The organism is Geothrix alkalitolerans, assembly GCF_022808885.1.
GTDB lineage: Bacteria > Acidobacteriota > Holophagae > Holophagales > Holophagaceae > Geothrix > Geothrix alkalitolerans.
Window position 1 is genome coordinate 577,376 of the sequence record NZ_JAKZLE010000001.1, and the last position, 24,886, is coordinate 602,261.

Sequence of the window (24,886 nt, forward strand, 5' to 3'; positions counted from 1 at the left end):
GTGTCCATCAGTCAGACACGATGATAGTCGGAAAAACGCCAGTGGCACACAGGATTCGCCAGGGGTGAGCCGATCCGATCCCCAAATGAAAGGCGCCTTTCGGGTCATCAAATCCGAAGCCCCGTCGGCCGACCCCATACGTAGTGTTACGATGTCTCTTCCCTTGGATTCCGGAGATTGCATGCCGTCCCGCGCCCGATCGCTCACCCTCCCCCTGCTCTTTCTCGCCTTGGCCTCCGGATCGGCGAAGGCCGAGGAGGGCATGTGGACCTTCGACAACCTGCCGACGAAGAAGATCCAGGCGGCCTACGGCTGGGCCCCGGACCAGGCGTGGCTGGACCATGTGCGCCTGTCGGCCCTGCGTTTCCCCGGCGGCTCCGGCTCCTTCGTGAGCGCCGACGGCTTGGTGCTCACCAACCACCACGTGGGCCGGGGCTGGATCCAGCGGGTCAGCGACAAGGACCACGACTACGTGAAGAACGGCTTCGCGGCCCAGGACCGCGACCATGAGATCAAGGTCCCCGGGCTCGAGCTGCTGACGCTCATGGCCATGGACAACATCACCGACCGGCTGGCCAAGGTCGTGAAGCCCGGCGCCTCCGAGGCCGAGGCCCACAAGCTCCGCGAGGGCGAGATCGAGCGGATCAAGAAGGAGATGCAGGAGAAGACGGGCCTCACCTGCGAGCACGTGACCCTCTACCAGGGCGGCGAGCACTGGATCTACAGCTACAAGAAGCACACCGACGTGCGGCTGGTCTTCGCGCCCGAGATGCAGATCGCCTTCTTCGGCGGGGACCACGACAACTTCACCTACCCCCGGCACAACCTCGACTTCTCCATCTTCCGGGTCTACGAAAACGGGAAGCCCTACCACCCGAAGGCGTTCCTGCACTGGACGCGGACCGGCCTGAAGGCGGGCGACCTGACCTTCGTGACCGGACATCCCGGCCGCACCAGCCGCCAGGACACCCTGGCCCAGATGATCTACTCCCGGGACGTGGCCATCCCCATGCGCCTCAAGGCCCTGGAACGACGTAAGGAAGCCCTGGTCGAGTACGGGAAGTCCTCTCCGGAGGCCGCCCGCCAGGTCAACACCCAGATCTTCGGCGTCGAGAATGGCCTGAAGGCCGTCAACGGCTATTGGTCCGGCCTCAAGAACTCCGAGGCCATGGCCCGGATCGCCGCGGCGGAGAAGGACCTTCGCGCCAAGGTGGCCGCGGACCCCCGGCTCGCGGCGGAGGTCGGGGACGCCTGGGGGCGCATCGAGGAGGCGCTCAAGGTCTCCGAGGGGCTGGCCCGGGAGAACCAGATGGTCGGCACCGCGGATTCCAGCCTCCTGGGCTACGCCCTCGCCCTGGTGCGCATCACCGATGAGGAGCGCCTCCCCAGTGACAAGCGCCTGCCCGAATACAGCGACGCGAACCTGAAGGCCGCCAAGACCCGCCTCAGCGTCCACGCCCCCTTCTACGCCGAGCAGGAGATCTTCCTGTTCACTCAGGGGCTGGAGCACGCCGCGAAGGAGCTCGGCGGCGCCCATCCCTACATCCAGGCCATGCTGGGCGGCAAGCCGGCGGCGGAGGTCGCACGGGCGGCCGTGTCCGGCTCCAAGCTCGCGGACCCCGAATTCCGCAAGGCGCTCCTGGCCGGCGGCAAGAAGGCCGTGGCCGAGTGCCAGGACCCCATGATCCTCCTGGCCCGGAAGCTGGATCCCCTGTCCCGGGAGGTGCGCCGGAAGCAGGTGGAGCAGGTGCAGAGCGTGCTCACCGAGTGCGGCGCGCGCATCGCCAAGGCCCGCTTCGCGGCCTACGGCAAGGACACCTATCCGGACGCCACCTTCACCCTCCGCCTGACCTACGGGCCCGTCGCGGAGTACCCGGCCAACGGCACGCTCATCCAGCCCTTCACCACCTTCGGCGGCCTCTTCGACCGCTACGACGGATGGGGCGGCAACGCCGCCGCGGCCCACAACGGCGCCTGGACGCTGCCCCAGCGCTGGCTCGACAAGCGCGGCGCCCTCGACCCCTCCATGCCCTTCAACTTCGTTCACAAGGTCGACATCATCGGCGGCAACTCCGGCTCGCCCGTGGTGGACCGCAAGGGCGAGCTGGTGGGCCTCATCTTCGACGGCGACATCGACATGCTGCCCGGCAACTACTTCTACGACGACAAGGCCAACCGCGGCGTCTCCGTGGATGCCCGGGGCCTCCTGCATGCCCTGGACAAGGTCTACGGCGCCTCCGCGCTCGTGGCCGAGCTGACCGGCAAGTAGATCCACCTCAGGAGCCACCATGCGACACCTCTCCGTTCTCGCCATCGCCCTCGTCTCCACGCTCGCCCTGCCGACCCTCCGGGCTGAGGAGGGCATGTGGACCTTCGACAACCTGCCCCTGAAGCAGCTCAAGGAAAAGTACGCCTTCGAGCCCGGGCAGGCCTGGATCGACCACGTGCGCCTCTCCACCCTCACCCTGGGCGGCTGCACCGGCTCCTTCGTGAGCGCGGACGGCCTGGTGGTCACCAACCACCACTGCACCCGAGGCTCTCTGGCCCGCCTCTCCACCAAGGACCGCGACCTGGTGAAGGACGGCTTCGTGGCCATGAGCCGCGACCAGGAGCTCAAGATCCCGGGCCTGACCTACCGCACCCTCATGGCCATGGAGAACGTCACCGAGCGCGTGGCCAAGGCCGTGACGCCCGGCCTCACCGAGAAGCAGGCCGCCGCGGCCCGCGCCAAGGAGCTGGACGCCATCAAGGCCGGGCTGGAGAAGCAGACCGGCCTCACCTACGACGTGGTGAACCTCTACCAGGGCGGCGAGACCTGGATGTACGGCTTCAAGGTGTTCAAGGACATCCGCCTCGTGGCCGCCCCCGAGATCGCCGTGGCGGCCTTCGGCGGCGACTACGACAACTTCACCTACCCCCGCCACGATCTGGACTTCTCCATGGTCCGCGTCTACGAGAACGACAAGCCCTACCACCCGCCCCACCACCTCACCTGGAGCACCGAGGGCCTGAAGAACGGCGACCTCACCTTCGTGGTGGGCCACCCCGGGCGCACCAGCCGCCTGCAGACCTTCGCCCAGATGAAGTACGACCGCGACTTCGGCATCCCCACCTACCTGAAGAATGCCGACCGCACCCGCGCCATCCTCGAGGAGTACGGCAAGCAGGACGCTGAGCATGCCCGCCAGGTGCAGACGATGATCCTGGGCGTGAACAACGGCGCTAAGGCCAACGAGGGCTCCCTGGCCGGCCTGAAGGACGCCGAGGCCATGAAGCGCCTCGAGGCCGCCGAGAAGGCCCTGAAGGCCGCCGTGGCCAAGGATCCCAAGCTGGCCGCCACCACCGGCAAGAGCTGGGCCCGTGTCGAGCAGGCGATGCAGCTCCAGAAGGCCAACCTCAAGGAGTCGCTCTACCTGGGCGCCGCCCGCTCCGCCACCCTGGGCCAGGCCCTCGCCCTGGTGCGGCTCGCCGCCCAGCAGGAGCTGCCCGTGGAGAAGCGCCTGACGGAGTACCGCTCCGAAGGCGGCCTGAAGACCCTGAAGACCCGCCTCTCCGGCCCCGCCATGGGCATGATGGGCCAGGCCGCCAACCCCGAGCTGGAGACCCTCCTCTTCACCCGCAGCCTGGAAGACGCGCGGCGCGAGCTGGGCCCGCAGCACCCCTACATCGTCGCCGTCCTGGGCGGGAAGACGCCGGCCGAGGTGGCCAAGGCCGCCGTGACAGGCACGAAGCTGAACGATCCTGTCGTGCGCAAGGCCCTGATCGACGGCGGCCAGAAGGCCGTGGCCGAGAGCGCCGATCCCATGATCGTGCTGGCCCGCAAGCTCGAGCCCATCCTCCTGGCCCAGCGGAAGAAGCAGGACGACGTGAAGGCCATCCTCGAAGAGCACGGCGCCCGCATCGCCAAGGCCCGCTTCGCCGTCTACGGCAAGACCCTGCCGCCGGACGCCACGGGGACGCTGCGCATCACCTACGGCGCCGTGGCCACCTATCCCGCCAACGGCACCCTCCAGCAGCCCTTCACCACCTGGGCCGGGCTCTACGACCGCCACTTCGGCTGGGGCGGCAACGACGCGAAGGACTACACCGACTGGCACCTGCCCCAGCGCTGGCTGGACCGCATGGGCAAGCTGGACCTGAAGACGCCCCTCAACTTCTCCCACGCCGTGGACACCACCGGCGGCAACTCCGGCAGCCCCGTGGTGAACCGCAAGGGCGAGCTGGTGGGCCTGCTCTTCGACGGCAACATCGAGGGCAACGCCGGCCGCTACTTCTACGACGAGAAGGTGAACCGCAGCGTCTCCGTGGATGCGCGGGCCATCCTCGAGGCCCTCGTGAAGGTCTACGACGCGCCCCACCTCGCCGCCGAGCTGACCGGCAAGTGATCCAGAACGACTGACCACAGGGGGCCCTCCGGGGCCCCTTTTCGGAGCTCTCATGCGCCTCTCCGCCCTCGTCCTCCTGCTCGCCGCCCTGCCCGCCCTGCGCGCGGACGAGGGCATGTGGACCTTCGACAACATCCCCGTGCAGAAGATCAAGGCGAAGTACGGCGTGGACCTGAGCCCGGCCTGGCTGAAGAACCTGCAGCTCGCCACCGTGCGGTTCCCCGGCGGCACCGGCGCCTTCGTGAGCCGCGACGGCCTGGTGGTCACCAACCACCACGTGGGCCGGGGCGCCATCGCCCAGGTGTCCACCGCCCAGGCCGACCTCGTGAAGAACGGCTTCACCGCCGCCACCCGCGCCCAGGAGATCCCCGTGCCCGGGCTCGAGCTGATGATGCTCGTCTCCATGGAGGACGTGACGGCCCGGGTGAACGGTGCCGTGAAGCCCGGCAGCGGGGACGCCGAGGCCCTGGCCGCGCGCCGCAACGCCCTGGCCGAGCTGCGCAAGGCCGAAGAGGCGAAGACCGGCCTGACCTGCGAGCCCGTCACCCTCTACCAGGGCGGCGAGTATTGGCTCTACCGCTACCGGAAGTTCAAGGACGTGCGCCTGGTGGCCGCGCCGGAGCTTCAGGTGGCGGCCTTCGGCGGCGACCCCGACAACTACACCTACCCCCGCCACAACCTGGACTTCTCACTGTTCCGCGTCTACGAGGACGGCAAGCCCTACCGGCCCGAGGCCCTCCTGCCCTTCAGCGCCAAGGGCGTGGCCATGGGCGAGCTGACCTTCATCTCCGGGCATCCCGGCATCACCTACCGCCAGCAGACTCACGTCCAGATGGCCTATGCCCGCGACATCGGCATCCCCTTCCAGCTCCGCACGCTGGAGCGCCAGAAGCAGGCCCTCCTGGCCTATTCAGCCACCTCGCCCGAGGCGCACCGCCTCGCCGCCGAGCCCATCTACGGCATTGAGAACGGCCACAAGCGGCTCAGCGGCCAGCTGCTGGGCCTCGCCAAGCCGGAAAACCTGAAGAAGGTGGCCGACGCCGAGGCCGCCTTGAAGGCCGCCGTGGCCAAGGACCCCGCCCTCCAGGCCCGCGTGGGCGGCAGCTGGGATCGGGTGGCCCAGGCCGTGGAGCGGCAGAAGGCCCTGCTGAAGGAGGCCACCTACCTCGACGCCGGCCGCGGCACCCTGGTGGGCCGCGTGGCCAGCCTGCGCCACGCCCTCACCCTGGTGCGCCTCGCGGACGAGCTGGCCAAGCCCTCGGCCGAGCGGCTCAGCGAGTTCAGCGACGGCAACCTCAAGGCCACGCGGGCGCAGCTCCTCTCGCCCCGGCCCGTGCAGAAGCCCATCGACGCCACGCTGCTGGCGGCCGGGCTTCAGGAAGCGAAGGACGAGCTGGGCGCGGACCATCCCTTCGTGAAGGCCCTGCTGGGCGGCCAGTCCTCGGAGGCCGTGGCCCAGGTCGCGGTGGCGGGCACCAGGCTGGACGATCCCGCCGTTCGGAAGGCGCTGGCCGAAGGCGGCAAGGCTGCGATCGACGCCAGCACGGATCCCATGATCCTGCTGGCGAAGAAGGTGGATCCCTTCGGCCGCGCCATCCACGCGCGGATGGAGGCGGAAGTCACAGGCGTCTTCAATGAGCACGGCGGGCGCATCGCCGAGGCCCGCTTCAAGACCTTCGGCAAGAGCCTCTACCCCGACGCCACCTTCACCCTGCGCCTGGGCTACGGTCCCGTCGCCACCTATGCCAACGGCACGGGCACCCTGGCCCAGCCCTTCACCACCTACATGGGGATGTACGACCGGCACCTGGGCTGGGGCGGCAATGCCGCCGCCGCGGAGCACGGGGCCTGGACCCTGCCGGAGCGCTGGCTCGAGCGGCAGGCGAAGCTGGACCTGGCCACCCCCTTCAACTTCATCTACGCCTGCGACACCGTGGGCGGCAACAGCGGCAGCCCCGTGGTGAACGTGAAGGGCGAGTTCGTGGGCATCAACTTCGACAGCGTCTACGAAGGGCAGGGCGGCTACTACGTCTACGACGCCGACACCAAGCGCGCCGTGGCCACCGACGCCCGCGCCATCCTCGAGGCCCTGCGCAAGATCATGGACGCTGGCACCCTCGCGGACGAGCTGCTGGGCCGCTGAGGTACGGCGAATCCAAACAGCCACAGACGGAACGCGAAGGGCGCGAAGAAAGGATGGAAGAACGCGAAAGGCTTTTTTAGCCACCGATTTCGCCGATTTCAGTGATTTGAAAAGATGGGCATGACCTCGACGCAGCATGGGCTCCATGGGGGACGCCAGGGCTGCGGCTCCTTGGAAGGCCTCGACCCTGGCGCCCCCCATGACTTCCGGCGGAGCCGGAAGCGGCCTCCGGCCGGCCCATGCGACCATCCTCCGAGACGCAATCAGCGAAATCGGTGGCAAAAAAAATCTTTCCTGATGCACCCCAAACCCCAGCCTCCTTCGCGCCCTTCGCTCCTTGCTTAGCGCCCTTCGCGTTCTTCCTTTTCCTTCCGACGTTCCCCCGGTCCCAAGGCTGTGTGACCCTGGGGATCATCCTTCCTCGTGGGGCATCAGGTGGATCTGTATCTTTCGTGTTCCCTCACCGGCGGTCGCGGGGACCAGCCCGTGGTGGCGGCGCTGGTGGCCCGCATGGAGGCCCTGGGTCACCGGGTGCTGACCGCGCACCTGGCGGCCGAGTCGGCCATGGCTTCGGACGGCGGGCTGGCGCCCGAGGCGGTGTACGAGCGGGACACGGCCTGGCTCCGGGCCAGCGAGGCCGTGGTGGCCGAGGTGAGCACGCCGTCGCATGGCGTGGGCTTCGAGATCGCCTACGCGCTGGAGCGCGGCAAGCCCGTGCTCTGCCTGGCCCGCGAGGGTGTCCGCGTCAGCAAGATGCTCACGGGCATCCGGCAGGACGGCGTGGCATTCCGGACCTATGGCGCCGTTGACGAAGCCCTGGCGCACCTGGACGCCTTTCTGGCGCGATAATGACGACCAGATCCTGAATCCCACGGAGGACGCCATGTCCGAGGCCGGCACCACCCGACGCGACCTGTTCAAGCTGGGAGCCGCCGCGGCGGCGGGCCTCGTGGCCACGCGCCTCGCGGCCCTGGAGCCGAGCCTGGAACCGGGCCTGGAGCCGGCTGCGGGCGCCGAGCCCGTCATCCACCACCCCGTGCCCCATCCGCCCTTCAACCCCGCCACCGCGGAGGCCATGCCCACCCGCAACCTGGGGCGCACGGGGCACAAGGTGGGGATCTTCAGCCTGGGCGGCCAGGCGGCCATCGAGAAGCCCCACAACGAGAAGGTGGCCATCCCCCTCATCGAGCGGGCCCTGGACCTGGGCGTGAACTACTGCGACACCTCCGCCCGCTACGGCGGCGAGGCCCGCTGGAGCGAGCAGTACTTCGGGCAGGTGATGAAGCGGCGGCGGGCCGAGGCCTTCCTCGCCACCAAGACGCACGACCGCACGGCGGACGGCTCGCTGCGGCTGCTGGAGACCTCGCTGAAGCTGCTCCAGACCGACCATGTGGACCTCTGGCAGCTCCACGCCATGAGCACCATGGATGACGTGGCGCGCGTCTGCGCCAAGGGCGGCGCCCTGGAGGCCTTCCAGAAGGCCCGCGACCAGAAGCTGGTGCGCTTCCTGGGCCTCAGCGGCCACACCGATCCCGATGTGCTGGCCGAAGCCATCCGCCGCTTCCCCTTCGACACGGTGCTCATGGCCTTCAACGCCGCCGACACCTGGCACCTGCCCTTCAAGAAGACCCTGCTGCCCCTGGCCGTGGAAAAGGAGATGGGCATCATCGGCATGAAGATCCCCGCCCGCGGCCGCCTCCTCGTAGGCGTCCAGCCCCCGCCCCCGGACAAGCAGCGCGGCCCCGCCAAGCACGACCGCCCCGGCACCCTCACCATCAAGGAGGCCATGCGCTACACCCTGAGCCACCCTGTGAGCACCGTCATCATCGGCGTGGACAACATCGCCCAGCTCGAAGAGAACGTCCGCATCGCGGGGGAGTTTTTGCCACTAAACGCTGGGCAGCTGGAGGCGCTGGAACAGAAGGTGAAGCCCGTGTACGGGCAGGCGCAGTGGTACAAACGGGACGCGCCAGCGAATCCGCCGAAGTGAAAAAGAAGAATTAGCCACCGATGAACACAGACGGACACCGATAGACGAGGATGAAGATCCGTGAGGGTTCAAGGCTGGACAGTTCGCAGGTTAGAGTTGGGGATGCTGGCCAAGAAAACCCGATAGACCGTTGGACGCCTTTGCAGTACGACGATTCGTTCAATTCAAAGTTTGGCCCTTCGAGGTGCCCGTGGACAAAGCCATCTCGCCTTTCCAAGCAGCCCAATCACTGACTGAGTTCTGGTCTCCAAGGGTCATCGGGGAACTCGACGATTCCTATGTCAAAGTTGCGCGGCTTAAAGGCCAATTGACCTGGCACAGTCATGAAAATGAGGATGAGCTTTTTTATGTTTTAGCTGGTGTGCTGCATATCGAAATGGAAGAAAATACTGTCAAGGTTTCTCCTGGAGAATTCTTCATTGTGCCAAAAGGTGTCAGGCACAACCCGATTGCCGATGAAGAGTGTCTTGTCATGCTTCTTGAACGCAAAACGACGCTGCATACGGGTAATACCGTGACCAATAAGACTCGTTCTGTTGAGGATCAGTTGCGCCCCTTGTAGCTCGATCTGGCCCTCCGCTTAATTAGAGGCCCACCTGCCTTGGCTTCCCATCTCTTTAAGCTTCTCGATTTCTCGGCTCCGCTTGGCACATTGGTGCAGGCGGATTTGGTTGTTTTCGATCGTTAGGCGAGCATTTTTATTGCTCTGCCATCACCGGGAGGCAATATGTCCTCAAAAAGCACAGAAGATGAAATCATCGGGCTGGAAAGAGAGGCGCTTCGACGATGGTGCAGCGGTGACCCCTCGGGATTCCTCGAAATCTGCGCGCCCGAGGTCGTCTATTTCGACCCCTCGCTGGAGCGCCGGCTCGACGGTCTCGAGGCGCTGACCAACTATTATGAGCCCATCAGGGGAAAAATCATGGCGAAGCGATTCGATCTTCTGAACCCATTGGTTCAGGTGGTTGGCGCCGCCGCCGTGCTTACATTCAATTTTGTCTCGTATGATGCAAGTGAAACGGAATACAGATGGAATTGCACGGAAGTCTACCGTCAGACAGCCGGTGGGTGGCGGATCATTCAAACCCATTGGTCCCCGACGAAGCCCACATTCGCCTGATCTGGCTATCGACTTGGGCCATGCCACCAAGACCGGCCCAAAGGCCCCCCGCGGCTCGGTTGGTCGTTCCCACTCCAAGTCTGGTCAAGGGCAGGGCCGGTTGGCTTCCTTCGTCTGGCAGCATGACAACCTTAGGAGGGATCCATGGTGACCAAGGGTGGCAAGCCCGAGCTTCCGACCGGCCGGTCTTCTCGGGTCGATGAGAAGATCCGATCCATCGGTGGCTGGCGCGCCGAAACGCTGGCCGAAGTTCGCCGACTCATTCATGAGGCCATTCCAGCCATCGAAGAAGACTGCAAGTGGGTCAAGCCCACCAATCCCCTGGGAGTACCCACCTGGTCCTGCGGCGGGATCATCTGCACGGGTGAGGCGTACAAGCAGGTCGTCAAGCTGACTTTTGCGCGTGGGGCATCGCTGAGCGACCCCGACGGCCTTTTCAACGCCAGCTTGGAGGGCGGTACCCGCAGGGCCATTGACCTCCGGGAGGGGGGATCCCTTGATGCCAGGGCCTTCAAGGCCCTGCTCCAGGCCGCCGTGATGGAAAACCGACGGCGGAGTGCCCCCTAGACGCTGCCCTCGGCGGCATGATCCTTCCCCCTCGACTGGGTTCCGGGTCCGGCCCTTCCCGGGCGCCAGGAGGCGTCCAGGCGGGCTCCGTCGTCATCTTTCACCGGGGGCCCCCCCGGCACCGGCACCGCTTCGCCCTGAACCTATTCCGCCCGCAGCGCCTCGATGGGATCCAGGGAAGCTGCCCTTCTGGCGGGCAGCACACCGGCGGCGGCGCCCACGGCGAGGGTCATGAGGAGGGCGGCGGCCACGGCTTCGGGGGGCGTGGCCAGGGGCAGGCCGGGCACGATCATCCGGAGGACCAGCTGCACCAGCGCCCCGAAGGCCAGGCCGCCCAGCCCGCCACCCAGGGCCAGCAGGATGGCCTCCAGGAGGAAGAGGGCCTGCACGGTGGCGCCGTCCGCGCCCAGGGCCCGGAGGAGGCCGATCTCGCCCGTGCGCTCATGCACCGAGATCCACATCACCGTGAGGATGCCCATGGCGCCCACCACCAGGGAGATGCCTGCGATGGCGGTGACGGCCAGGGTCACGATGCCGATCACGCGCCCGAAGACCTCGAGCATCTCCGTCTGCGTGGTGAGGGTGAAGTCCTCCTCGCCGCGGTGCCGGTCCATGAGGGTGGCCTTGATCTGGTCCGACAGGGCGGGGATGCCCTCGCTGGTGGCCGCCAGCAGGTCGATCTCATGCAGCTCCGCCAGGTTGAACAGGCCCATGGCCGTGCCCACGGGGATGTAGGCCGTGTCGTCCAGGTCGAAGCCCAGGAGCTGGCCCTTGGGCTCCATGACGCCGATGACGACGAGGCTCTCGGAGCCGATGCGGATGCGCTGGCCCAGAGGCGAGGCGCTGCCGAAGATCTCCCGCGCAAGCTTGGGGCCCAGCACGGCCAGCGAGGCCCGGCGCCCGGGATCCAGGGGCGGGAGGAAGCTGCCCTGGGCCGTGCCGACGCCCCAGACGCGGGGCAGCTCGTGGTTGACGCCGTAGATGTAGACGCTGCGGCCCCGCCCCTCGAACTCCACCCGGCCCTGACCCATGGCCACGGGGATCATCGCCTCCACGCCGGGCAGGCGGCGGAGGGCCTCGGCGTCCTGCGGCGTGAGCAGGTGCGTGGTGCCGCCGAACACGCCGGGCACGCCCATGGTCTTCACCTTGCCGGGGTTGATGGCCAGCAGGTTGGCGCCGAACTGGCTGAACTGGGACACGATGTACTGGCGCGTGCCCTCCCCCAGCGAGGTGAGCAGCACCACGGCTGCCACGCCGATGCCCACGCCCAGCACCGAGAGGGCCGAGCGCAGCCGATGGCCGGCCACGGCCCCCAGGGCGAAGCGCAGCAGCTCGGCGGACGGCAGCAGGAGCATGCTCACCTCCGCGCCAGGGCCGCAACGGGATCGAGCTGCGTGGCCCGCCGCGCCGGCCACACGCCGAAGCCCACCCCCACGAAGAACGAGAGCGACACGGCCGCGCCCACGGCCCAGAGGGGGATGGCCACCGGGAACTCGGGATAGACGAAGGCCAGGAGGCCTACTCCGGCGGCGCCGGCCGCCAGCCCCGCCGCGCCGCCCAGGGCCGCCAGGATCACCGCCTCGGCCAGGAAGGCCAGGAGGATGCGCGGGGCCGGGGCGCCCAGGGCCTTCAGGAGGCCGATCTCCGCCCGCCGCTCGGTGACGGAAACGAGCATGACGTTCATGATCCCCACGCCCGCCACCACCAGGGACACCGAGGCGATGCCCGCCAGGGAGAGCGTCAGGGCGCGGAGGATGGCGGAGAAGGAGGCCAGCATGGCGTCCTGGGTGTAGACGGTCACGTCCTCGGCGCGGTGGCGGTCCTTCAGCAGGGCCAGGACATCCGCCTTGGCCTGGTCCATCTCGGCGAAGATGCGCACCTCGGCCACGATCCGGAAGAGGCTGGTGCGGTTGAACAGCCGCATGGCGGTGCGCACGGGGATGAAGGCCGCCTCGTCCAGGTCGAAGCCGAGCATGGAGAGGCCCCGGGGCGCGAGGACGCCCACCACGCGGAAGCGGGCGGGGCCCGCGCGCACCACCTGGCCCAGGGGATGCTCCCCGCGGAACAGCTCCCGGGCCACCTTGGCGCCAAGGACGATCTCCGTGCCCGAGCGGTCGGGATCGCCGGAGGGCAGGAAGGCTCCGAGGGCCAGGCGCAGCCGGCGGATCTCCTGGTACTCGGCGGTGGTGCCCAGGATGGGAACGGAGCGGCCCAGGTCCTGGAAGCGCAGGGTCTCGGTGGCCACGGCGATGGGCGCGGTCCGGGCCAGGCGCCCCAGGCGCGCGAGGGCGGAATGGTCCTCCAGGGTGAGGTCGTGGGTGACGCCGCCGAAGGGCATGCCGCCGGTGGTCTCCACCTTGCCCGGCAGGACGATGACGAGGTTGGAGCCGAGGGTGGCGAACTCGTCCACGATGTAGCGCCGAGCGCCCTCGCCCAGGGCCGTGAGCGCCAGGACCGCCGTGATGCCGATGGCCACGCCCGTCACCGAGAGCGCCGTGCGGAGCCGGTGGCCCCGGAGGGCGCCCAGGGCGAAGCCGAGCAGATCCAGGAAGGCCACCTAGCCCTCCCCGGCGGGCGTGTCGGCCAGCATGCCGTCCGACAAATGCACCACCCGCCTGGCCCGGGCGGCGAGGACTGGATCATGGGTCACCACCACCAGGGTCAGGCCCTGGCGGTTCATGGCCTCCAGCACGCCCATCACCTCCTGGGCGGAGGCGCGGTCCAGGTTGCCCGTGGGCTCGTCCGCCAGCACCATGGCGGGGTTCATCACCACGGCCCGGGCGATGGCCACCCGCTGGCGCTCCCCGCCGGAGAGCTGGTCGGGCCGGTGCCCGGCGCGCGGGAGGAGGCCCACGGAAACGAGGGCCTGGGCCGCCCGCGCCTTCCGCTCCTCCCGGGGGACGCCGGCGAACAGCATGGGCAGCTCCACGTTGCCCTGGGCGGTGAGCCGGGCCAGCAGATGGAAGAACTGGAAGACGAAGCCGATGCGCGTGCGCCGGAGCTGGGAGCGCTCGGCCTCCGAGAGGGTGCCCACATCCCGGCCCTCCAGGCAGTAGCGGCCCTGGCTGGGGCGGTCCAGGCAGCCGAGGATGTGCAGGAGGGTGGACTTGCCCGAGCCCGAGGGGCCGATGAGGGCCACGTGCTCGCCGGGCGCGATGGCGAGGCTGACCCCCTTCAGGGCATGGACCACGCCCTCCCCCACGGGGTAGGTGCGCCACACGCCCTGCAGCTCGATCATGGGCCCTCCCGGGCCTGATCCTGGCCCTGGGCCTGGGCCCGGGCCCGAACCCCGGCGCGGATGGCCGGGGAGTCCCGTACCGTCACCACCCGGTCCCCCGCCGCGAGGCCTGCGAGGACCTCCGTGAACTGCCAGTTGCGCAGGCCGGTCTGGACGGCGCGCTCCGTCAGCCGCCCGCCCGCCAGCACCAGCACCTTCCCGCCCTCGGCGAGGGCGGCGGTGGGGACGCGGAGCACCCCGTCCCGCCGCGCCACGATCACCTCCACATCGCTGGAGGTGCCGGGCAGGAAGCCCTGAGCGGACCAGGGATCCAGGGGCGAGACCTCGATCTCCACCGTGCGGTTCTGCTCCTGGACATCGAGGACGTACGGGGCCACGCGGTCCAGGCGGCCCGCCAGCTTCTGGCCCGGGTGCGAGTCCACGGCGATCCGCACCGGCATCCCGGCCTTCACCCGCTGGGAGTCCACCTCGTCGATGGGGGCGCTGACGTAGAGCGTGGCCGGGTCGAAGAGGTCCAGCACCGCCGGGATGGGAATGCCCGTGGGCGAGGGTGTGATCCACTCGCCCACCTCGCCGGAGCACTCGGCCACGATGCCCGCGAAGGGCGCCCGGAGCTGGGTGAGGGCGAGCTGGGCCCGGGCCAGCCGCACCTGGCTGCGGGCCTCCTCCAGGGCGGCGCGAAGGGCCTGGCAGGTGGCGGCGGCGCGATCCCGGGCGCTCTGGAGGGCATCCAGGGCCTGGGGGCTGAGGACGCCGTCCCGTCTCAGGGCGAGGCCCCGGGTCAGCTCCTTCTCGGCCAGGTCCGCGGCGAGGCAGGCCTCCCGCGTGCGCGCCTCGGCGGTGCGCACCTGGTTCTCCGCCAAGGCCAGCGCGGCCCGCTGGACCGAGTCCTCGATCTGAAGGAGCAGGTCCCCGGCGGCCACCCGGTCGCCCTTGCGGTGGGGCAGGGCGGTCACCACGCCGGGGATCTGGGGCGAGAGCTTGGCCCGGCGGTGGGCCTTCACGGTGCCCGCCCGGGTGTTGGCGACGATCTCCTCCACCGGCCCCACCTCGACGCGGGCGACCTTCACCTCCAGGCCCGGCTTCCGGAGGAGCCACGCCATGAGAAGGGCCGCCCCGGCCCCGATCGCGAGGAGGACGGCGGCCCAGCGCGGCACCTTTCGCATACCTACCAATCTAGGTGCCGTGCGCCGGCCAGGAAGGGAAGTTCAGCCCACGCGGAGGGGGGTGGACTTCGGGACAGGACGGGACGCAGACCTGGTGGCCGGAAGGGCCTGGCGGGGGTAGGATCGGGCAGCCCCTGGCCATCCGGAGACCCCTTGCGCGTCCGTGCGTCCCTCCTCCTCGCCTGCCTCGCGCTCGCTGGCCCCGCCGCGCGGTCAGCGCCCCCCGAGCGCGGAGGCGAGGACCTGATCGCCCGGGTGCTGGCGGCCACGGCGGCCCCGGGCGGAACCACCGTGCTGCGCCCGGAGACACGCCTGGGGATGGTCCGGATGGATTCGCCGGAGGAGCGGGCGCGCAGCCTGGATTACTGCAAGAAGAACCTCCAGGTGCCCGGCTACGACGCCTCGGCCCTCATCGACGCCCTCTTCGAGCACAATGCGGCGCCGGTGCGGCTGCGCCTCTCCTCGGCGCCCAAGGACGGCTACCTGGTGGACCATGACGGCACCTACGCGGCCTACTTCAAGACCGGGGGCGGCGGGTGGGCGAAGCTCCGCCGGGACCACCCCGGCGCCGGGGGCATGGCCACGGTCTCGATCCCCGTGGTGGACCGCGAGCAGCGCCTGCTCCTGATCTACCTCGGCACCCAGTACGACTGGCTGGCGGGCTCGGGGCACCTGGTGGTGTTCCGCATGGAGGACGGGAAGCTGCGCGAGGTCGCCAGCCTCATGATGTGGATCTCCTGAGGGTCGGACGGGCCACTTAGGGCATCAGGCGGCGATAGACGTCGGGCCGGCGGTCCTCCAGGGCCGGAAAGCGCGTCCGCCAGGCCCGCAGGGCGTCGAGGTCGAGGTCTCCGACCACCAGGCCCTCGGCGGCGTCCCCCTTCGCCATGACCTCGCCGAAGGCGTCGTGGATGGCGGAGGCGCCCGGGTAGTCGAGGCCGGCTCCGTCGCGGCCCACACGGTTCGCACCGCAGACGGCCATCTGGTTCTCGATGGCCCGGGCGGCGAGCAGGGTGGACCAGGCGGAGATGCGGCGCACGGGCCAGTTGGCGGGGACGAACACCACCTCGGCCCCTCGGGCGGCGAGGGACCGGAAGGGCTCGGGGAAGCGCAGGTCGTAGCAGACCTGCAGGCCGCAGGGGATGCCGTCCACTTCGAACAGGGGGCAGTCCTCGCCCCCGCTGTAGTGCTGGTGCTCCTCGCCGTAGGAGAAGGGGTGGATCTTCCGGTAGGCGGCGAGCAGCGAGCCGTCCGGCGCGGTGACGAAGGCGGCGTTGCGGGGGTGCGGCGCGTGGGCCTCCACCGCCGAGCCCACCAGGTAGAGGCCGAACTCCCGCGAGAGCGCCGCCACGGCTTCCGTGGTGGGGCCGGGCAGGGCTTCGGCGAAGGGTTCCGGCGCCATGGTGAAGCCCAGTGTGAAGAGCTCGGGGAACACCGCCACCCGCGCCCCCGCCCGCGCCGCCGACTCCGCGAAGCCTCGGGCCCGGGCCAGGTTTGCGGCCGGTTCCTGCCAGACCGTGTCCTGCTGGACGAGGGCGACGCGGAGTGTGGTCATGGATCGATCCCTGGAGATGAGGCGTCGAGAAAGAAAAAGCAAACCACCAAGCCACCAAGAACTGCAAAAAAAGCGGTCTTTGTCTTTCTTGGTGTCTTGGTGGTGATCCTTGTTCTTGTTCGTCAGTCCTTGAACCTGGCGGGATCCAGCGGTCCTGCGGTGGTCTTGCGTTGGTAGCAGTCGGCGGCGAGCTGGCCGACGGCGAGGCCGCTGGTCATGCCGTGGCCGCCGAGGCCGGCGGACCAGAACAGGCGTGGGTTCCAGGGGTCCCAGCCGATGACGAAGCGGCGGTCCGGGGCGAAGGTGCGCAGGCCGGCCCAGGTGCGGGTGATGGGGCGGTCTGCCAGGTCCGGTGCCAGCTCGCGCAGGCTGGCGAAGAGGCCTTCGAGCACGGCGGGATCCGTGTCCGGCTGGCGCCCGCGCGGGGGCAGGGGCACGGCCACCTCCTCGCAGGGGCACATGAGGACGCCGCCGCTCTCGGGCCGCAGGTAGAAGGGTCGGTCCACCCACCAGGCCCAGGGGTCCCGCTGGGGATGGGCGGCGCCGCTCCACACCAGGGAGCGCCGCAGGGGCGTGTAGGCGATCTGCGAGCCTGCCTGGCGGCCCAGCTCGCCGGCCCAGGCGCCGGCGGCGATGGCCAGGGTCTTCACGTGGAGCGGCCCGCGGTCTGTGTCCAGGTCGAAGCCGTCCTGCGTCGGGCGGATCGCACTCACACCGCAGCCGAAGCGCAGGTCCGCGCCGCCGGCCCGGGCGCCCTCGATGCAGGCCTGCAGCAGCCCCGCGGCGTCGATGACGCCGTCGCCGGGAATGGCGAGGTGCTCCGCGGCCCGCAGGCCGGGCAGGGGGATGCCTATGCCCCGGTGGATCTCCACGCCGTGGCGGGCGGCCTCGGCCTCGAAGGTGTCCAGGGGTCCACGCTCCACGCTCACGAGGAAGCCGCCGCCCGCGGTCATCAGGCCCGCCTCCGCCAGGCGCCGCCGGCCCTCTACCGTCAGGGCCGTGTGCTCGTCGCGGCCGGTGAGCGACCGGGCCACGGCGGCATTGTGGCCGCTGGCGTAGGTGCCGGGCTGGTCCTCCCGGTCCAGGAGGACGATGCCGCCCTGACCGGCGCGGGCCAGGTGGAAGGCGAGGCTCAGACCGGCGATGCCGCCGCCGATGATCGCCAGGTCCGCCGTTTCAATCGTGCCCATCCATTCATCGTAGCGCTGATGCGCGCGGGATCTCGGTTTGGCGGCGGCCCGGACGCGCTTCCGTGTGACCACCGTCAATCTTTTCGTGTTGCCACATGGGTGGAGGACCTATCATGGGACTCATTCGGAGGTCTCTCCGTGCGGACGATCGTGCGCACCATCCTGGCCGTCGCGCTGCTCCTGGGCGGCGTGGGCGGGGACTGGGCGCTGGCGGGTGACCGGACGGCGGCCCAGCCTCACGACTGCTGCTGCGGCACTGTGCCTCCCGGCATGGACGACCCCTGCCCCTGCCCGAAGCCGGACAGCAACCGCGCCCCTCAGCGGGGCGCCTGCGCCGAGCGCCAAGTGGTCGTCGCCCCGGCGGCCCGCCGGGCGGAGCAAGGCGCGCGCCGGACCGAGCCCCGGCCCGAGCCGGCCGGCTGGGCCAAGGCGGCCTCGGTCGAAGTGGACTCCCTGCCTCTCCGCGCCGAAGGTGGGCGCGACCCGGACCTGGGTCGACACCTGGCGCACCTGAGCACCTTCCGGATCTGATCCTGGACTGAGCGAAGCCCTGCCTGCTCTTGGGAGCGGGCTGACCCTCTTCCCCGATTCCGGAGATCCCCATGCGCACGCTGCTGCGCCTGGCCCCGGCCCTGGTGCTCGCCGCGCCGGCCCTGGCCCAGGCCCCCATCCACCACCCATCCACCGCCACGCCGACCCCGGAGGCTGACCCGGTCCTGGCAGGCCTCCTGGCCGAGGCGCTCGGGAAACATCCCGATGTCCAGCGGGCGGAGGCCACCGTGCGCATGGACCAGGAGCGCATCCCCCAGGCGGGCGTGCTGCCCGATCCCACCCTGTCCCTGGGCATCCAAAACGACGGCTTCAACGGCCTCCAGATCGGCAAGATGGAGACCAGCTTCTACAGCGTGGCCTTCACTCAGCCCTTCCCCTGGCCGGGCAAGCGCGGCCTGCGGAAGGAAGTGGCCGCCGCCAGCGTCGGCGTGTCCGAGGCCACCCGCAGCCGCGTGCAGATGAGCCTGGAGGCCGATGTGCGCCGGGGCTATGCGGCCCTCCTCCTGGTGCGGGGGCAGAAGGAGCTGCTGGCCCAGCAGACCGTCTTCCTGGAGCAGGCTGAGCGCCTGGCCCGCACCCGCTACGAGGTGGGGCAGGGCAGCCAGGGCGACCTGCTGCGCGCCCAGCTGGAGCTGACCCGCCTCAAGCAGGCGACCTGGGCCCTGGAGGCGGAGGAGCGGACCACGCTCGCCGCCCTGAACCGGCTGCGTCAGCACGATCCGGCCGACCCCATCCCCACCACCGCGGCTCTGGCGGACCTGCCGGAACCCGCTTTCCTCACGCCGGAGCAGGTTGAGGCCCGCAGCCCCGAGCTGGCGGGCGCGCGGGCCAACGTTCGGCAGACCGAGAAGCTGGTGGAGCTGGCGAAGCTGGACCGCCGCCCGGACTTCGCCGTCACCGCGGGCATCATGCCCCGGGGCAGCCTGGATCCCATGTGGCAGGTGGGCTTGAGCATCTCCCTGCCCATCTACGGCCGGTCCAAGCAGCAGCGCGCCATCGCCGAGCACGAGCACCACCGCCTGGGACAGGGCGCCGAGGTGGAATCCGTGCGCACCCTCCTGCGCCAGCGCACCGAGGAGCGGGCCATCCAGATCGAGACCCTGCGCCGCACCCGGGACCTCTACCGCGAGGGCCTCCTGGTGCAGAGCGAGGCCACGTTCAAGGCCGCTCTGGCCCAGTACGAGGCCGGCCGCGCGCCCTTCCTGGGCGCTCTCGAAGCCCTCAACGGCTGGGTGGGCGACCAGGGGGCCTACCTGCAGACCCTGGCCCAGCTCCAGGCCCAACACATCGCCCTGGGCGAAGCGGCCCTCGGCGCCACGCCCCCCATCACCGGCGGGGCATTGGCTTCCGCCAGCCTGTCCGCTGGCGCCGCCGCGCCCACCGCCTCGACATCCGCCGCCAAGGTTCCGGGCCAGGCCCAGGACAGCGGTCCCGCCGCCATGAAGATGTAGGAGATCCCCGATGACCACCGAACGACCTGATTTCGATTCCCCGACTCCGGCCCGGGCGTCGCGCCTCCGCACCCTCGGCCTGGTCGCCCTGGGGCTGGTGGCCGGCATCGGCGGCACGCTGATGCTGCGGCCCGCTCCGAAACACGACCACGAGCACGAGGCCGCCAGCGCGGCGGCGCCCAGGAAGCAGATGTACCAGTGCCCCATGCACCCGCAGATCATCCAGGACCACCCGGGTACCTGCCCCATCTGCGGCATGGACCTGGTGCCCATGGAAGGCGAGGCTCCCAGGGACAAGGGCAAGGTCATCTACTACCGCTCGCCCATGAACCCCAGCCAGACCTCTCCGGTCCCCATGAAGGACGAGATGGGGATGGACTATGTGCCCGTCTATGAAGGCGACCTGAAAGGCGAAGGCGCGGGGATCGAGTCCCACGCCGCGGTGAAGATCGACCCCGAGCGCCAGCAGCTCATCGGCCTGCGCACGGAGAAGGTGGCGGAGGGGACCGTCAGCGGCGAGCTGCGGGCCCTGGGCCGCGTGGCCATCGACGAGACCCGCGTCCGCAAGGTGAACGTGAAGGTGGAGGGCTTCGTGGAGAAGCTCTTCGTGGACTACGTGGGCAAGCCCGTGGCGAAGGGGCAGCCCCTCTTCAGCCTCTACGCCCCCGAGTTCGTCAGCGCCCAGCGGGAGTACCTGCTGGCCCTGAAGACCCAGAAGGCCCTGAGCAGCGGCTCGCTCCAGCAGTCAGGCGGCGAGCTCCTGGAGGCGGCCAAACGGCGGCTCCTGCTCTGGGACGTGCCGCCCGAGGCCATCGACCGGCTGGAGAAGACGGGCGAAGTCCAGCGGGCCCTCACGCTGCGCAGCCCCATCTCCGGCATCGTGACCGTGAAGAACGTGGTGGAGGGCGCCCGGCTCACGCCGGCGGACATCCCCTTCGAGATCACGGACTTGAGCCGCGTCTGGGTGCAGGTGGACGTCTACGAGGCCGAGCTGAGCCGCGTCAAGGTGGGCCTTCCCGCCGAGCTGACGACCCAGGCCGCGCCGGGCAGGACCCTCAAGGGCCGCATCGCCTTCGTGGATCCCGTCATGGATCCCAAGACCCGCACCGCGCGGGCCCGCCTGGAGTTCCCCAACCCCGGCGGCGTCCTCAAGCCCGAGATGTTCGGCGACGTGGTGATCCACGGTCCGGGCCGCAAGGGCCTCCTCGTCCCCCTGGACGCCGTGCTGGACGCGGGCACCACCAAGGTGGCGTTTGTCTCCCTGGGAGACGGCAAGTTCGAGCCCCGCGAAGTCACCACCGGCGCCACGGTAGGCGAGCAGGTGGAGATCCGCTCGGGCCTGTCGGCCGGGGATGAAGTCGTCGTCCGCGCCAACTTCCTGGTGGACTCCGAATCCCGCCTGAAGGCCGCCCTGGCCCAGATGACGCACAAGCACTGAGGTGAGGGCTGTCATGAATCCATCGCCAAAGAAACAGAATTTGAAAAGCGGAGGAGAACGGAGAAGCGGAGGAAAGCTGAGAAAAACAGCTTTCTCCCCTCTCCTCAGCCCCTCAGCTCCCCTCCGCTTTAAGAATTCCTTGCTGTATTCCCTCACGGGGAGGCCCGCATGAGCGGACACGCCGCCTACGATCCCGAACACCCGACCTTCCTCCAGCGGATCATCCGCTTCTCGGCGGAGAACCGCTGGCTGGTCATCGCCGCCTCGGCGGTGCTGCTGGCCATGTCCTTCTGGACCATGCGGAACATCCCCCTGGACGCGCTGCCGGACCTCAGCGACACCCAGGTCATCGTCTACAGCAAGTGGGACCGGAGCCCCGACATCGTCGAGGACCAGGTCACCTACCCCATCGTCACCAGCCTGCTGGGGGCGCCGAAGGTGAAGGCCGTGCGCGGCCTCTCGGACTTCGGGTTCTCCTACGTCTACGTGATCTTCGAGGACGGCACGGACATCTACTGGGCCCGCAGCCGGGTGATGGAGTACCTCTCGAAAATCACCGCCAACCTGCCGCCGGGGGTGCAGACCTCCCTCGGCCCCGACGCCACCTCCGTGGGCTGGGTCTACCAGTACGCCCTGGTGGACCACAGCGGCAAGCACAGCTCGGACGAGCTGCGCTCGCTCCAGGACTGGTTCCTGCGCTACGGCCTGCAGAGCACGCCCGGCGTGGCGGAAGTGGCCACCGTGGGCGGCCAGGCCCGGCAGTTCCAGGTGCAGGTGGATCCCAACAAGCTGGCGGCCTACCGCATCCCCATCGAGTCCGTCATCGGGGCGGTGAAGGGGGCCAACGCGGAAGTGGGCGGCCGCCTTGTCGAATACAGCGGCCGCGAGTACATGGTCCGGGGCCGGGGCTACGTGAAGGCCACGAAGGACCTGGAGTCGGCCGTGCTCAAGGCCGAGAACGGCACGCCGGTGCGGCTGGGCGACGTGGCCACCGTGACCCTGGGGCCCGAGATGCGCCGGGGCCTCGCGGACCTGGACGGCCAGGGCGATGTGGTGGGCGGCATCGTGGTCATGCGCCAGGGCGAGAACGCCCTGAACGTCATCGAGCGCGTGAAGGCCCGGATCGGGGAGCTGAAGCAGGGCCTGCCCGAAGGCGTGGACGTGATCACCGTCTACGACCGCTCCGAGCTGATCCACAACGCCATCAGCACCGTGAAGCACAAGCTCATCGAGGAGATGATCGTCGTCTCCATCATCATCCTCATCTTCCTGTGGCACGTGCCCTCGGCCCTGGTGCCCATCGTCACCATCCCCGTGAGCGTGGCGCTGGCCTTCATCCCGATGTACGGCATCGGTCAGAACGCCAACCTCATGAGCCTGGCGGGCATCGCCATCTCCATCGGCGTGCTGGTGGACGGCGCCATCGTGGAGGTGGAGAACGCCTACAAGAAGATCGAGAAGTGGATCGAGGCGGGAAAACCCGGCAGCTTCCACCAGGTTCGGCTGGAGGCCCTGATGGAGGTGGGGCCCTCCGTCTTCTTCTCCCTGCTGGTGGTGGCGGTGAGCTTCATGCCCATCTTCACCCTGCTGGACCAGGAGGGCCGGCTCTTCAAGCCACTGGCGTACTCCAAGAACCTGGCCATGGCCATCGCAGCCATCCTGGCGCTGACGCTGGACCCCGCCATGCGCATGCTCTTCGCGCGGGTGGAGCCCTTCATGTTCAAGCCCAGGTGGCTGGCCTGGACCTTCACCCAGCTCGCCGTGGGCAAGTACTACGCCGAGGAGAAGCACCCCATCAGCGTCTTCCTCCACCGCATCTACGAGGGGCCCTGCCGGTTCGTGGTGCGCCACGCCAAGGCCACCATCGCGGTGGCGGTGCTGCTGGTGGTGGCCACCATCCCCGCGTTCATGAGCCTGGGCAGCGAGTTCATGCCCCCCCTCAACGAAGGCACGATCCTCTACATGCCCTCCACGCTGCCGGGCCTCAGCCAGACCGAGGCCCAGCGCATCCTCCAGGTGCAGGACCGCCTCATCCGCACTGTGCCGGAGGTGGAGCGCGTCTTCGGCAAGGCCGGCCGCGCCGACACGGCCACCGACCCGGCCCCCTTCTCCATGATGGAGACCGTGATCGTGCTCAAGCCCGAGGACCAGTGGCGCGCGAAGCCCCGCTGGTTCAGCGCCTGGGCGCCTGACTTCCTGAAGGCCGCCCTGCGTCCCATCTGGCGGGACCGGATCACGGAGGAGGACATCGTGGCGGACCTGGACCGCGTGGTGCGGCTCCCGGCCATTCCCAACGCCTGGACCATGCCCATCAAGGCCCGCCAGGACATGCTCTCCACGGGCATCCGCACGCCCGTGGGCCTCAAGATCAACGGGGCGGACCTGGCCACCATCGAGAAGGTGGCCGTGGACGCCGAGCGCATCCTTTCGGGTGTGCCGGGCACCCGGAGCGCCTTCGCGGAGCGCACGGCCCAGGGCTACTTCCTGGACTTCGTGCTCAAGCGCGACCAGCTCGCCCGCTACGGGCTCAGCGTGGAGCAGGCCAACATGCTGGTGATGACCGCCATCGGCGGCGACAACCAGAGCACGGTCTTCGACGGCCGGGCCCGCTACCCCGTGAACGTCCGCTACGCCCGCGACTTCCGCGAGAGCCCGGATGCCCTCAAGCGGGTGCTCGTCCCCACGCCCAGCGGCGCCATGATTCCCATGGAGGAGATCGCGGAGCTCACGTGGGCCAACGGCCCCGCCATGATCCGCGACGAGAACGGCCAGATGAACGGCTACGTGCTGGTGGACTTCGACACCTCGAAGTTCGACGTGGGCACCTACGTCCAGCATGCCAAGGCCGCGGTGGAGAAGGAGCTCAAGCTGCCCGCCGGCTACAGCCTCACCTGGTCGGGGCAGTACGAGAACATGATCCGCGTGAAGGAGCGGCTGAAGGTCATCCTGCCCATCACGCTGGTGCTGATCTTCGGCCTGCTCTACGCCAACACCAAGAGCGCCTTCAAGGCCTCCGTGGTGATGCTGGCGGTACCCTTCAGCGCCATCGGCGCCTTCTGGCTGCTGTGGGCCCTGGGCTACAACATGAGCATCGCCGTGTGGGTGGGCCTCATCGCCCTCATGGGCCTGGACGCCGAGACCGGCGTGTTCATGCTGCTCTTCCTGGACCTCAGCCACGACGAGGCGAAGCGGGAAGGCCGGCTGAACAGCACCGGCGACCTGGTGGAGGCCATCATCCACGGGGCCGTGAAGCGCGTGCGGCCCAAGGCCATGACCGTCTTCGCAGCCTTCATGGGCCTGCTGCCCATCATGTGGAGCACCGGCACCGGCGCCGACGTCATGAAGCGCATCGCCGCGCCCATGGTGGGCGGCCTGGCCACCAGCTTCCTCCTCGAGCTGCTGGTCTATCCCGCCATCTACTACCTCTGGAAGCGCAAGGAGGTGGTGGAGGGACCGGTCACCCCGTTGCCGGCCTGATCCCCGGTTCCACCTTCATCCACACCCCCGGCGGTCCCGTCCACGGCCCAGGGACCGCCGGCCACTCCAGGGCCGTGATGCCCATAGGAATCCCCATGCTCAATCTCCTGCTCACGCTGGCCGTCGCGGCCACGCCGCACGCCAAGCCCGCCACCAACGCCAAGTGCCCCGTCCTCGGCGGCAAGGTCAGCGAGAAGTCCAAGACCGTGGTCGTCCGCGGCCAGGAATACCGCCTCTGCTGCGGCGGCTGCGACGCCCAGCTGCTCAAGGACCCCGACAAGTACCTCGAGAAGGACGGCACTCCGAAAAATGCCCGGAAGTAGGGGATAAACTGTAGCCCCGGAGGAGACCCCCATGCTGAATGCCGCCCTGTTGAGCCTCGCCGTCCTGGCCGCCCCTGCGCCCCAGAAGGCCAAGCCTGCCGTGAACACGAAGGATCCCGTCTGCAAGATGACGGTGGATGCCAAGTCCGCCACCGTCGCCGTGCGGGGCCGCGAGTACCGCATCTGCAGCAAGTACTGCGGCGAGACCCTCATGAAGGATCCCGATAAGTACCTGGACAAGGATGGCTCGGTGAAGGCCGAGAAGAAGTAGTCCCAACCAGGATCCGAAAG

21 protein-coding genes are annotated in these 24,886 nt (G+C 69.2%); 15 read left to right on the forward strand and 6 right to left on the reverse strand.

Annotated features, from left to right (window positions below):
- Window positions 1-181: 181 nt before the first annotated feature.
- From MLJ35_RS02560 to MLJ35_RS02595, 8 genes are all read left to right on the forward strand, one after another.
- Entirely contained in the window at window positions 182-2,269 is a 2,088-nt protein-coding gene (locus MLJ35_RS02560) for a S46 family peptidase (protein WP_243382745.1), read from the forward strand.
- 19 nt (window positions 2,270-2,288) lie between these two features.
- Window positions 2,289-4,385, forward strand: coding sequence for a S46 family peptidase (locus MLJ35_RS02565; RefSeq protein WP_243382747.1), 2,097 nt, complete (start codon window positions 2,289-2,291; stop codon window positions 4,383-4,385).
- Between the two features lie 52 nt (window positions 4,386-4,437).
- A complete protein-coding gene (locus tag MLJ35_RS02570) occupies window positions 4,438-6,528 on the forward strand; it encodes a S46 family peptidase (RefSeq protein WP_243382749.1) in 2,091 nt (696 codons plus the stop codon).
- 435 nt (window positions 6,529-6,963) lie between these two features.
- Window positions 6,964-7,377: a nucleoside 2-deoxyribosyltransferase gene (locus MLJ35_RS02575; protein ID WP_243382750.1), complete on the forward strand. Its 414-nt coding sequence runs from the start codon at window positions 6,964-6,966 to the stop codon at window positions 7,375-7,377.
- 34 nt (window positions 7,378-7,411) lie between these two features.
- On the forward strand, window positions 7,412-8,518 hold the full coding sequence (locus MLJ35_RS02580) for an aldo/keto reductase (protein ID WP_243382752.1): 1,107 nt from the start codon (window positions 7,412-7,414) through the stop codon (window positions 8,516-8,518).
- A 190-nt stretch (window positions 8,519-8,708) separates the two neighbouring features.
- Entirely contained in the window at window positions 8,709-9,080 is a 372-nt protein-coding gene (locus MLJ35_RS02585) for a cupin domain-containing protein (protein WP_243382754.1), read from the forward strand.
- 165 nt (window positions 9,081-9,245) lie between these two features.
- Window positions 9,246-9,638, forward strand: a complete 393-nt coding sequence (locus MLJ35_RS02590; RefSeq protein WP_243382755.1) for a YybH family protein — start codon at window positions 9,246-9,248, stop codon at window positions 9,636-9,638.
- A gap of 144 nt (window positions 9,639-9,782) precedes the next feature.
- Entirely contained in the window at window positions 9,783-10,205 is a 423-nt protein-coding gene (locus MLJ35_RS02595) for a DUF1801 domain-containing protein (RefSeq protein WP_243382757.1), read from the forward strand.
- Window positions 10,206-10,348: 143 nt separating this feature from the next.
- Here MLJ35_RS02595 and MLJ35_RS02600 read toward each other — a convergent pair whose 3' ends face one another.
- From MLJ35_RS02600 to MLJ35_RS02615, 4 genes are read right to left on the reverse strand one after another with little or no spacing between them, the layout of a single operon-like run.
- Entirely contained in the window at window positions 10,349-11,560 is a 1,212-nt protein-coding gene (locus MLJ35_RS02600) for an ABC transporter permease (protein WP_243382759.1), read from the reverse strand.
- Window positions 11,561-11,562: 2 nt separating this feature from the next.
- Window positions 11,563-12,762 carry an ABC transporter permease gene (locus MLJ35_RS02605; RefSeq protein ID WP_243382761.1) on the reverse strand — a complete coding sequence of 400 codons (1,200 nt, stop codon included), beginning with the start codon at window positions 12,760-12,762 and terminating at the stop codon, window positions 11,563-11,565.
- Window positions 12,763-13,443: an ABC transporter ATP-binding protein gene (locus MLJ35_RS02610; RefSeq protein WP_243382763.1), complete on the reverse strand. Its 681-nt coding sequence runs from the start codon at window positions 13,441-13,443 to the stop codon at window positions 12,763-12,765.
- Window positions 13,440-14,609: an efflux RND transporter periplasmic adaptor subunit gene (locus tag MLJ35_RS02615; protein ID WP_243382765.1), complete on the reverse strand. Its 1,170-nt coding sequence runs from the start codon at window positions 14,607-14,609 to the stop codon at window positions 13,440-13,442. The genes MLJ35_RS02610 and MLJ35_RS02615 overlap by 4 nt, the downstream gene beginning before the upstream one ends.
- Before the next feature lie 153 nt (window positions 14,610-14,762).
- Between MLJ35_RS02615 and MLJ35_RS02620 the strand changes: the two genes are divergently transcribed.
- Window positions 14,763-15,350, forward strand: a complete 588-nt coding sequence (locus MLJ35_RS02620; RefSeq protein ID WP_243382766.1) for a hypothetical protein — start codon at window positions 14,763-14,765, stop codon at window positions 15,348-15,350.
- 16 nt (window positions 15,351-15,366) lie between these two features.
- Here the strand turns inward: MLJ35_RS02620 and MLJ35_RS02625 are convergent, their stop codons facing one another.
- Window positions 15,367-16,164, reverse strand: a complete 798-nt coding sequence (locus MLJ35_RS02625; protein ID WP_243382768.1) for a nitrilase-related carbon-nitrogen hydrolase — start codon at window positions 16,162-16,164, stop codon at window positions 15,367-15,369.
- 122 nt (window positions 16,165-16,286) lie between these two features.
- On the reverse strand, window positions 16,287-17,354 hold the full coding sequence (locus MLJ35_RS02630; protein ID WP_243382770.1) for an NAD(P)/FAD-dependent oxidoreductase: 1,068 nt from the start codon (window positions 17,352-17,354) through the stop codon (window positions 16,287-16,289).
- 138 nt (window positions 17,355-17,492) lie between these two features.
- Between MLJ35_RS02630 and MLJ35_RS02635 the strand changes: the two genes are divergently transcribed.
- From MLJ35_RS02635 to MLJ35_RS02660, 6 genes are all read left to right on the forward strand, one after another.
- A complete protein-coding gene (locus MLJ35_RS02635; RefSeq protein WP_243382771.1) occupies window positions 17,493-17,885 on the forward strand; it encodes a hypothetical protein in 393 nt (130 codons plus the stop codon).
- Window positions 17,886-17,956: 71 nt separating this feature from the next.
- Window positions 17,957-19,357 (forward strand): TolC family protein, encoded by a 1,401-nt coding sequence (locus MLJ35_RS02640; protein ID WP_243382773.1) that lies wholly within the window; start codon window positions 17,957-17,959, stop codon window positions 19,355-19,357.
- Between the two features lie 10 nt (window positions 19,358-19,367).
- A complete protein-coding gene (locus MLJ35_RS02645) occupies window positions 19,368-20,795 on the forward strand; it encodes an efflux RND transporter periplasmic adaptor subunit (RefSeq protein WP_243382775.1) in 1,428 nt (475 codons plus the stop codon).
- 168 nt (window positions 20,796-20,963) lie between these two features.
- Window positions 20,964-24,272, forward strand: a complete 3,309-nt coding sequence (locus MLJ35_RS02650; protein ID WP_243382777.1) for an efflux RND transporter permease subunit — start codon at window positions 20,964-20,966, stop codon at window positions 24,270-24,272.
- Window positions 24,273-24,367: 95 nt separating this feature from the next.
- Entirely contained in the window at window positions 24,368-24,595 is a 228-nt protein-coding gene (locus MLJ35_RS02655; protein ID WP_243320340.1) for a hypothetical protein, read from the forward strand.
- A gap of 31 nt (window positions 24,596-24,626) precedes the next feature.
- Complete coding sequence (locus MLJ35_RS02660) at window positions 24,627-24,866, forward strand: hypothetical protein (protein WP_243320341.1); 240 nt, start codon at window positions 24,627-24,629, stop codon at window positions 24,864-24,866.
- The last annotated feature ends 20 nt before the right edge of the window (window positions 24,867-24,886 follow it).

Excerpts from the sequence above, each read along its gene's own strand:
- MLJ35_RS02560 (WP_243382745.1), top strand. The coding sequence starts at position 182 with ATGCCGTCCCGCGCCCGATCGCTCACCCTCCCCCTGCTCTTTCTCGCC.
- MLJ35_RS02565 (WP_243382747.1), top strand. The coding sequence starts at position 2,289 with ATGCGACACCTCTCCGTTCTCGCCATCGCCCTCGTCTCCACGCTCGCC.
- MLJ35_RS02570 (WP_243382749.1), top strand. The coding sequence starts at position 4,438 with ATGCGCCTCTCCGCCCTCGTCCTCCTGCTCGCCGCCCTGCCCGCCCTG.
- MLJ35_RS02580 (WP_243382752.1), top strand. The coding sequence starts at position 7,412 with ATGTCCGAGGCCGGCACCACCCGACGCGACCTGTTCAAGCTGGGAGCC.
- MLJ35_RS02590 (WP_243382755.1), top strand. The coding sequence starts at position 9,246 with ATGTCCTCAAAAAGCACAGAAGATGAAATCATCGGGCTGGAAAGAGAG.
- MLJ35_RS02595 (WP_243382757.1), top strand. The coding sequence starts at position 9,783 with ATGGTGACCAAGGGTGGCAAGCCCGAGCTTCCGACCGGCCGGTCTTCT.
- MLJ35_RS02600 (WP_243382759.1), bottom strand. The coding sequence starts at position 11,560 with ATGCTCCTGCTGCCGTCCGCCGAGCTGCTGCGCTTCGCCCTGGGGGCC.
- MLJ35_RS02610 (WP_243382763.1), bottom strand. The coding sequence starts at position 13,443 with ATGATCGAGCTGCAGGGCGTGTGGCGCACCTACCCCGTGGGGGAGGGC.
- MLJ35_RS02615 (WP_243382765.1), bottom strand. The coding sequence starts at position 14,609 with ATGCGAAAGGTGCCGCGCTGGGCCGCCGTCCTCCTCGCGATCGGGGCC.
- MLJ35_RS02625 (WP_243382768.1), bottom strand. The coding sequence starts at position 16,164 with ATGACCACACTCCGCGTCGCCCTCGTCCAGCAGGACACGGTCTGGCAG.
- MLJ35_RS02630 (WP_243382770.1), bottom strand. The coding sequence starts at position 17,354 with ATGGGCACGATTGAAACGGCGGACCTGGCGATCATCGGCGGCGGCATC.
- MLJ35_RS02640 (WP_243382773.1), top strand. The coding sequence starts at position 17,957 with ATGCGCACGCTGCTGCGCCTGGCCCCGGCCCTGGTGCTCGCCGCGCCG.
- MLJ35_RS02645 (WP_243382775.1), top strand. The coding sequence starts at position 19,368 with ATGACCACCGAACGACCTGATTTCGATTCCCCGACTCCGGCCCGGGCG.
- MLJ35_RS02650 (WP_243382777.1), top strand. The coding sequence starts at position 20,964 with ATGAGCGGACACGCCGCCTACGATCCCGAACACCCGACCTTCCTCCAG.
- MLJ35_RS02655 (WP_243320340.1), top strand. The coding sequence starts at position 24,368 with ATGCTCAATCTCCTGCTCACGCTGGCCGTCGCGGCCACGCCGCACGCC.
- MLJ35_RS02660 (WP_243320341.1), top strand. The coding sequence starts at position 24,627 with ATGCTGAATGCCGCCCTGTTGAGCCTCGCCGTCCTGGCCGCCCCTGCG.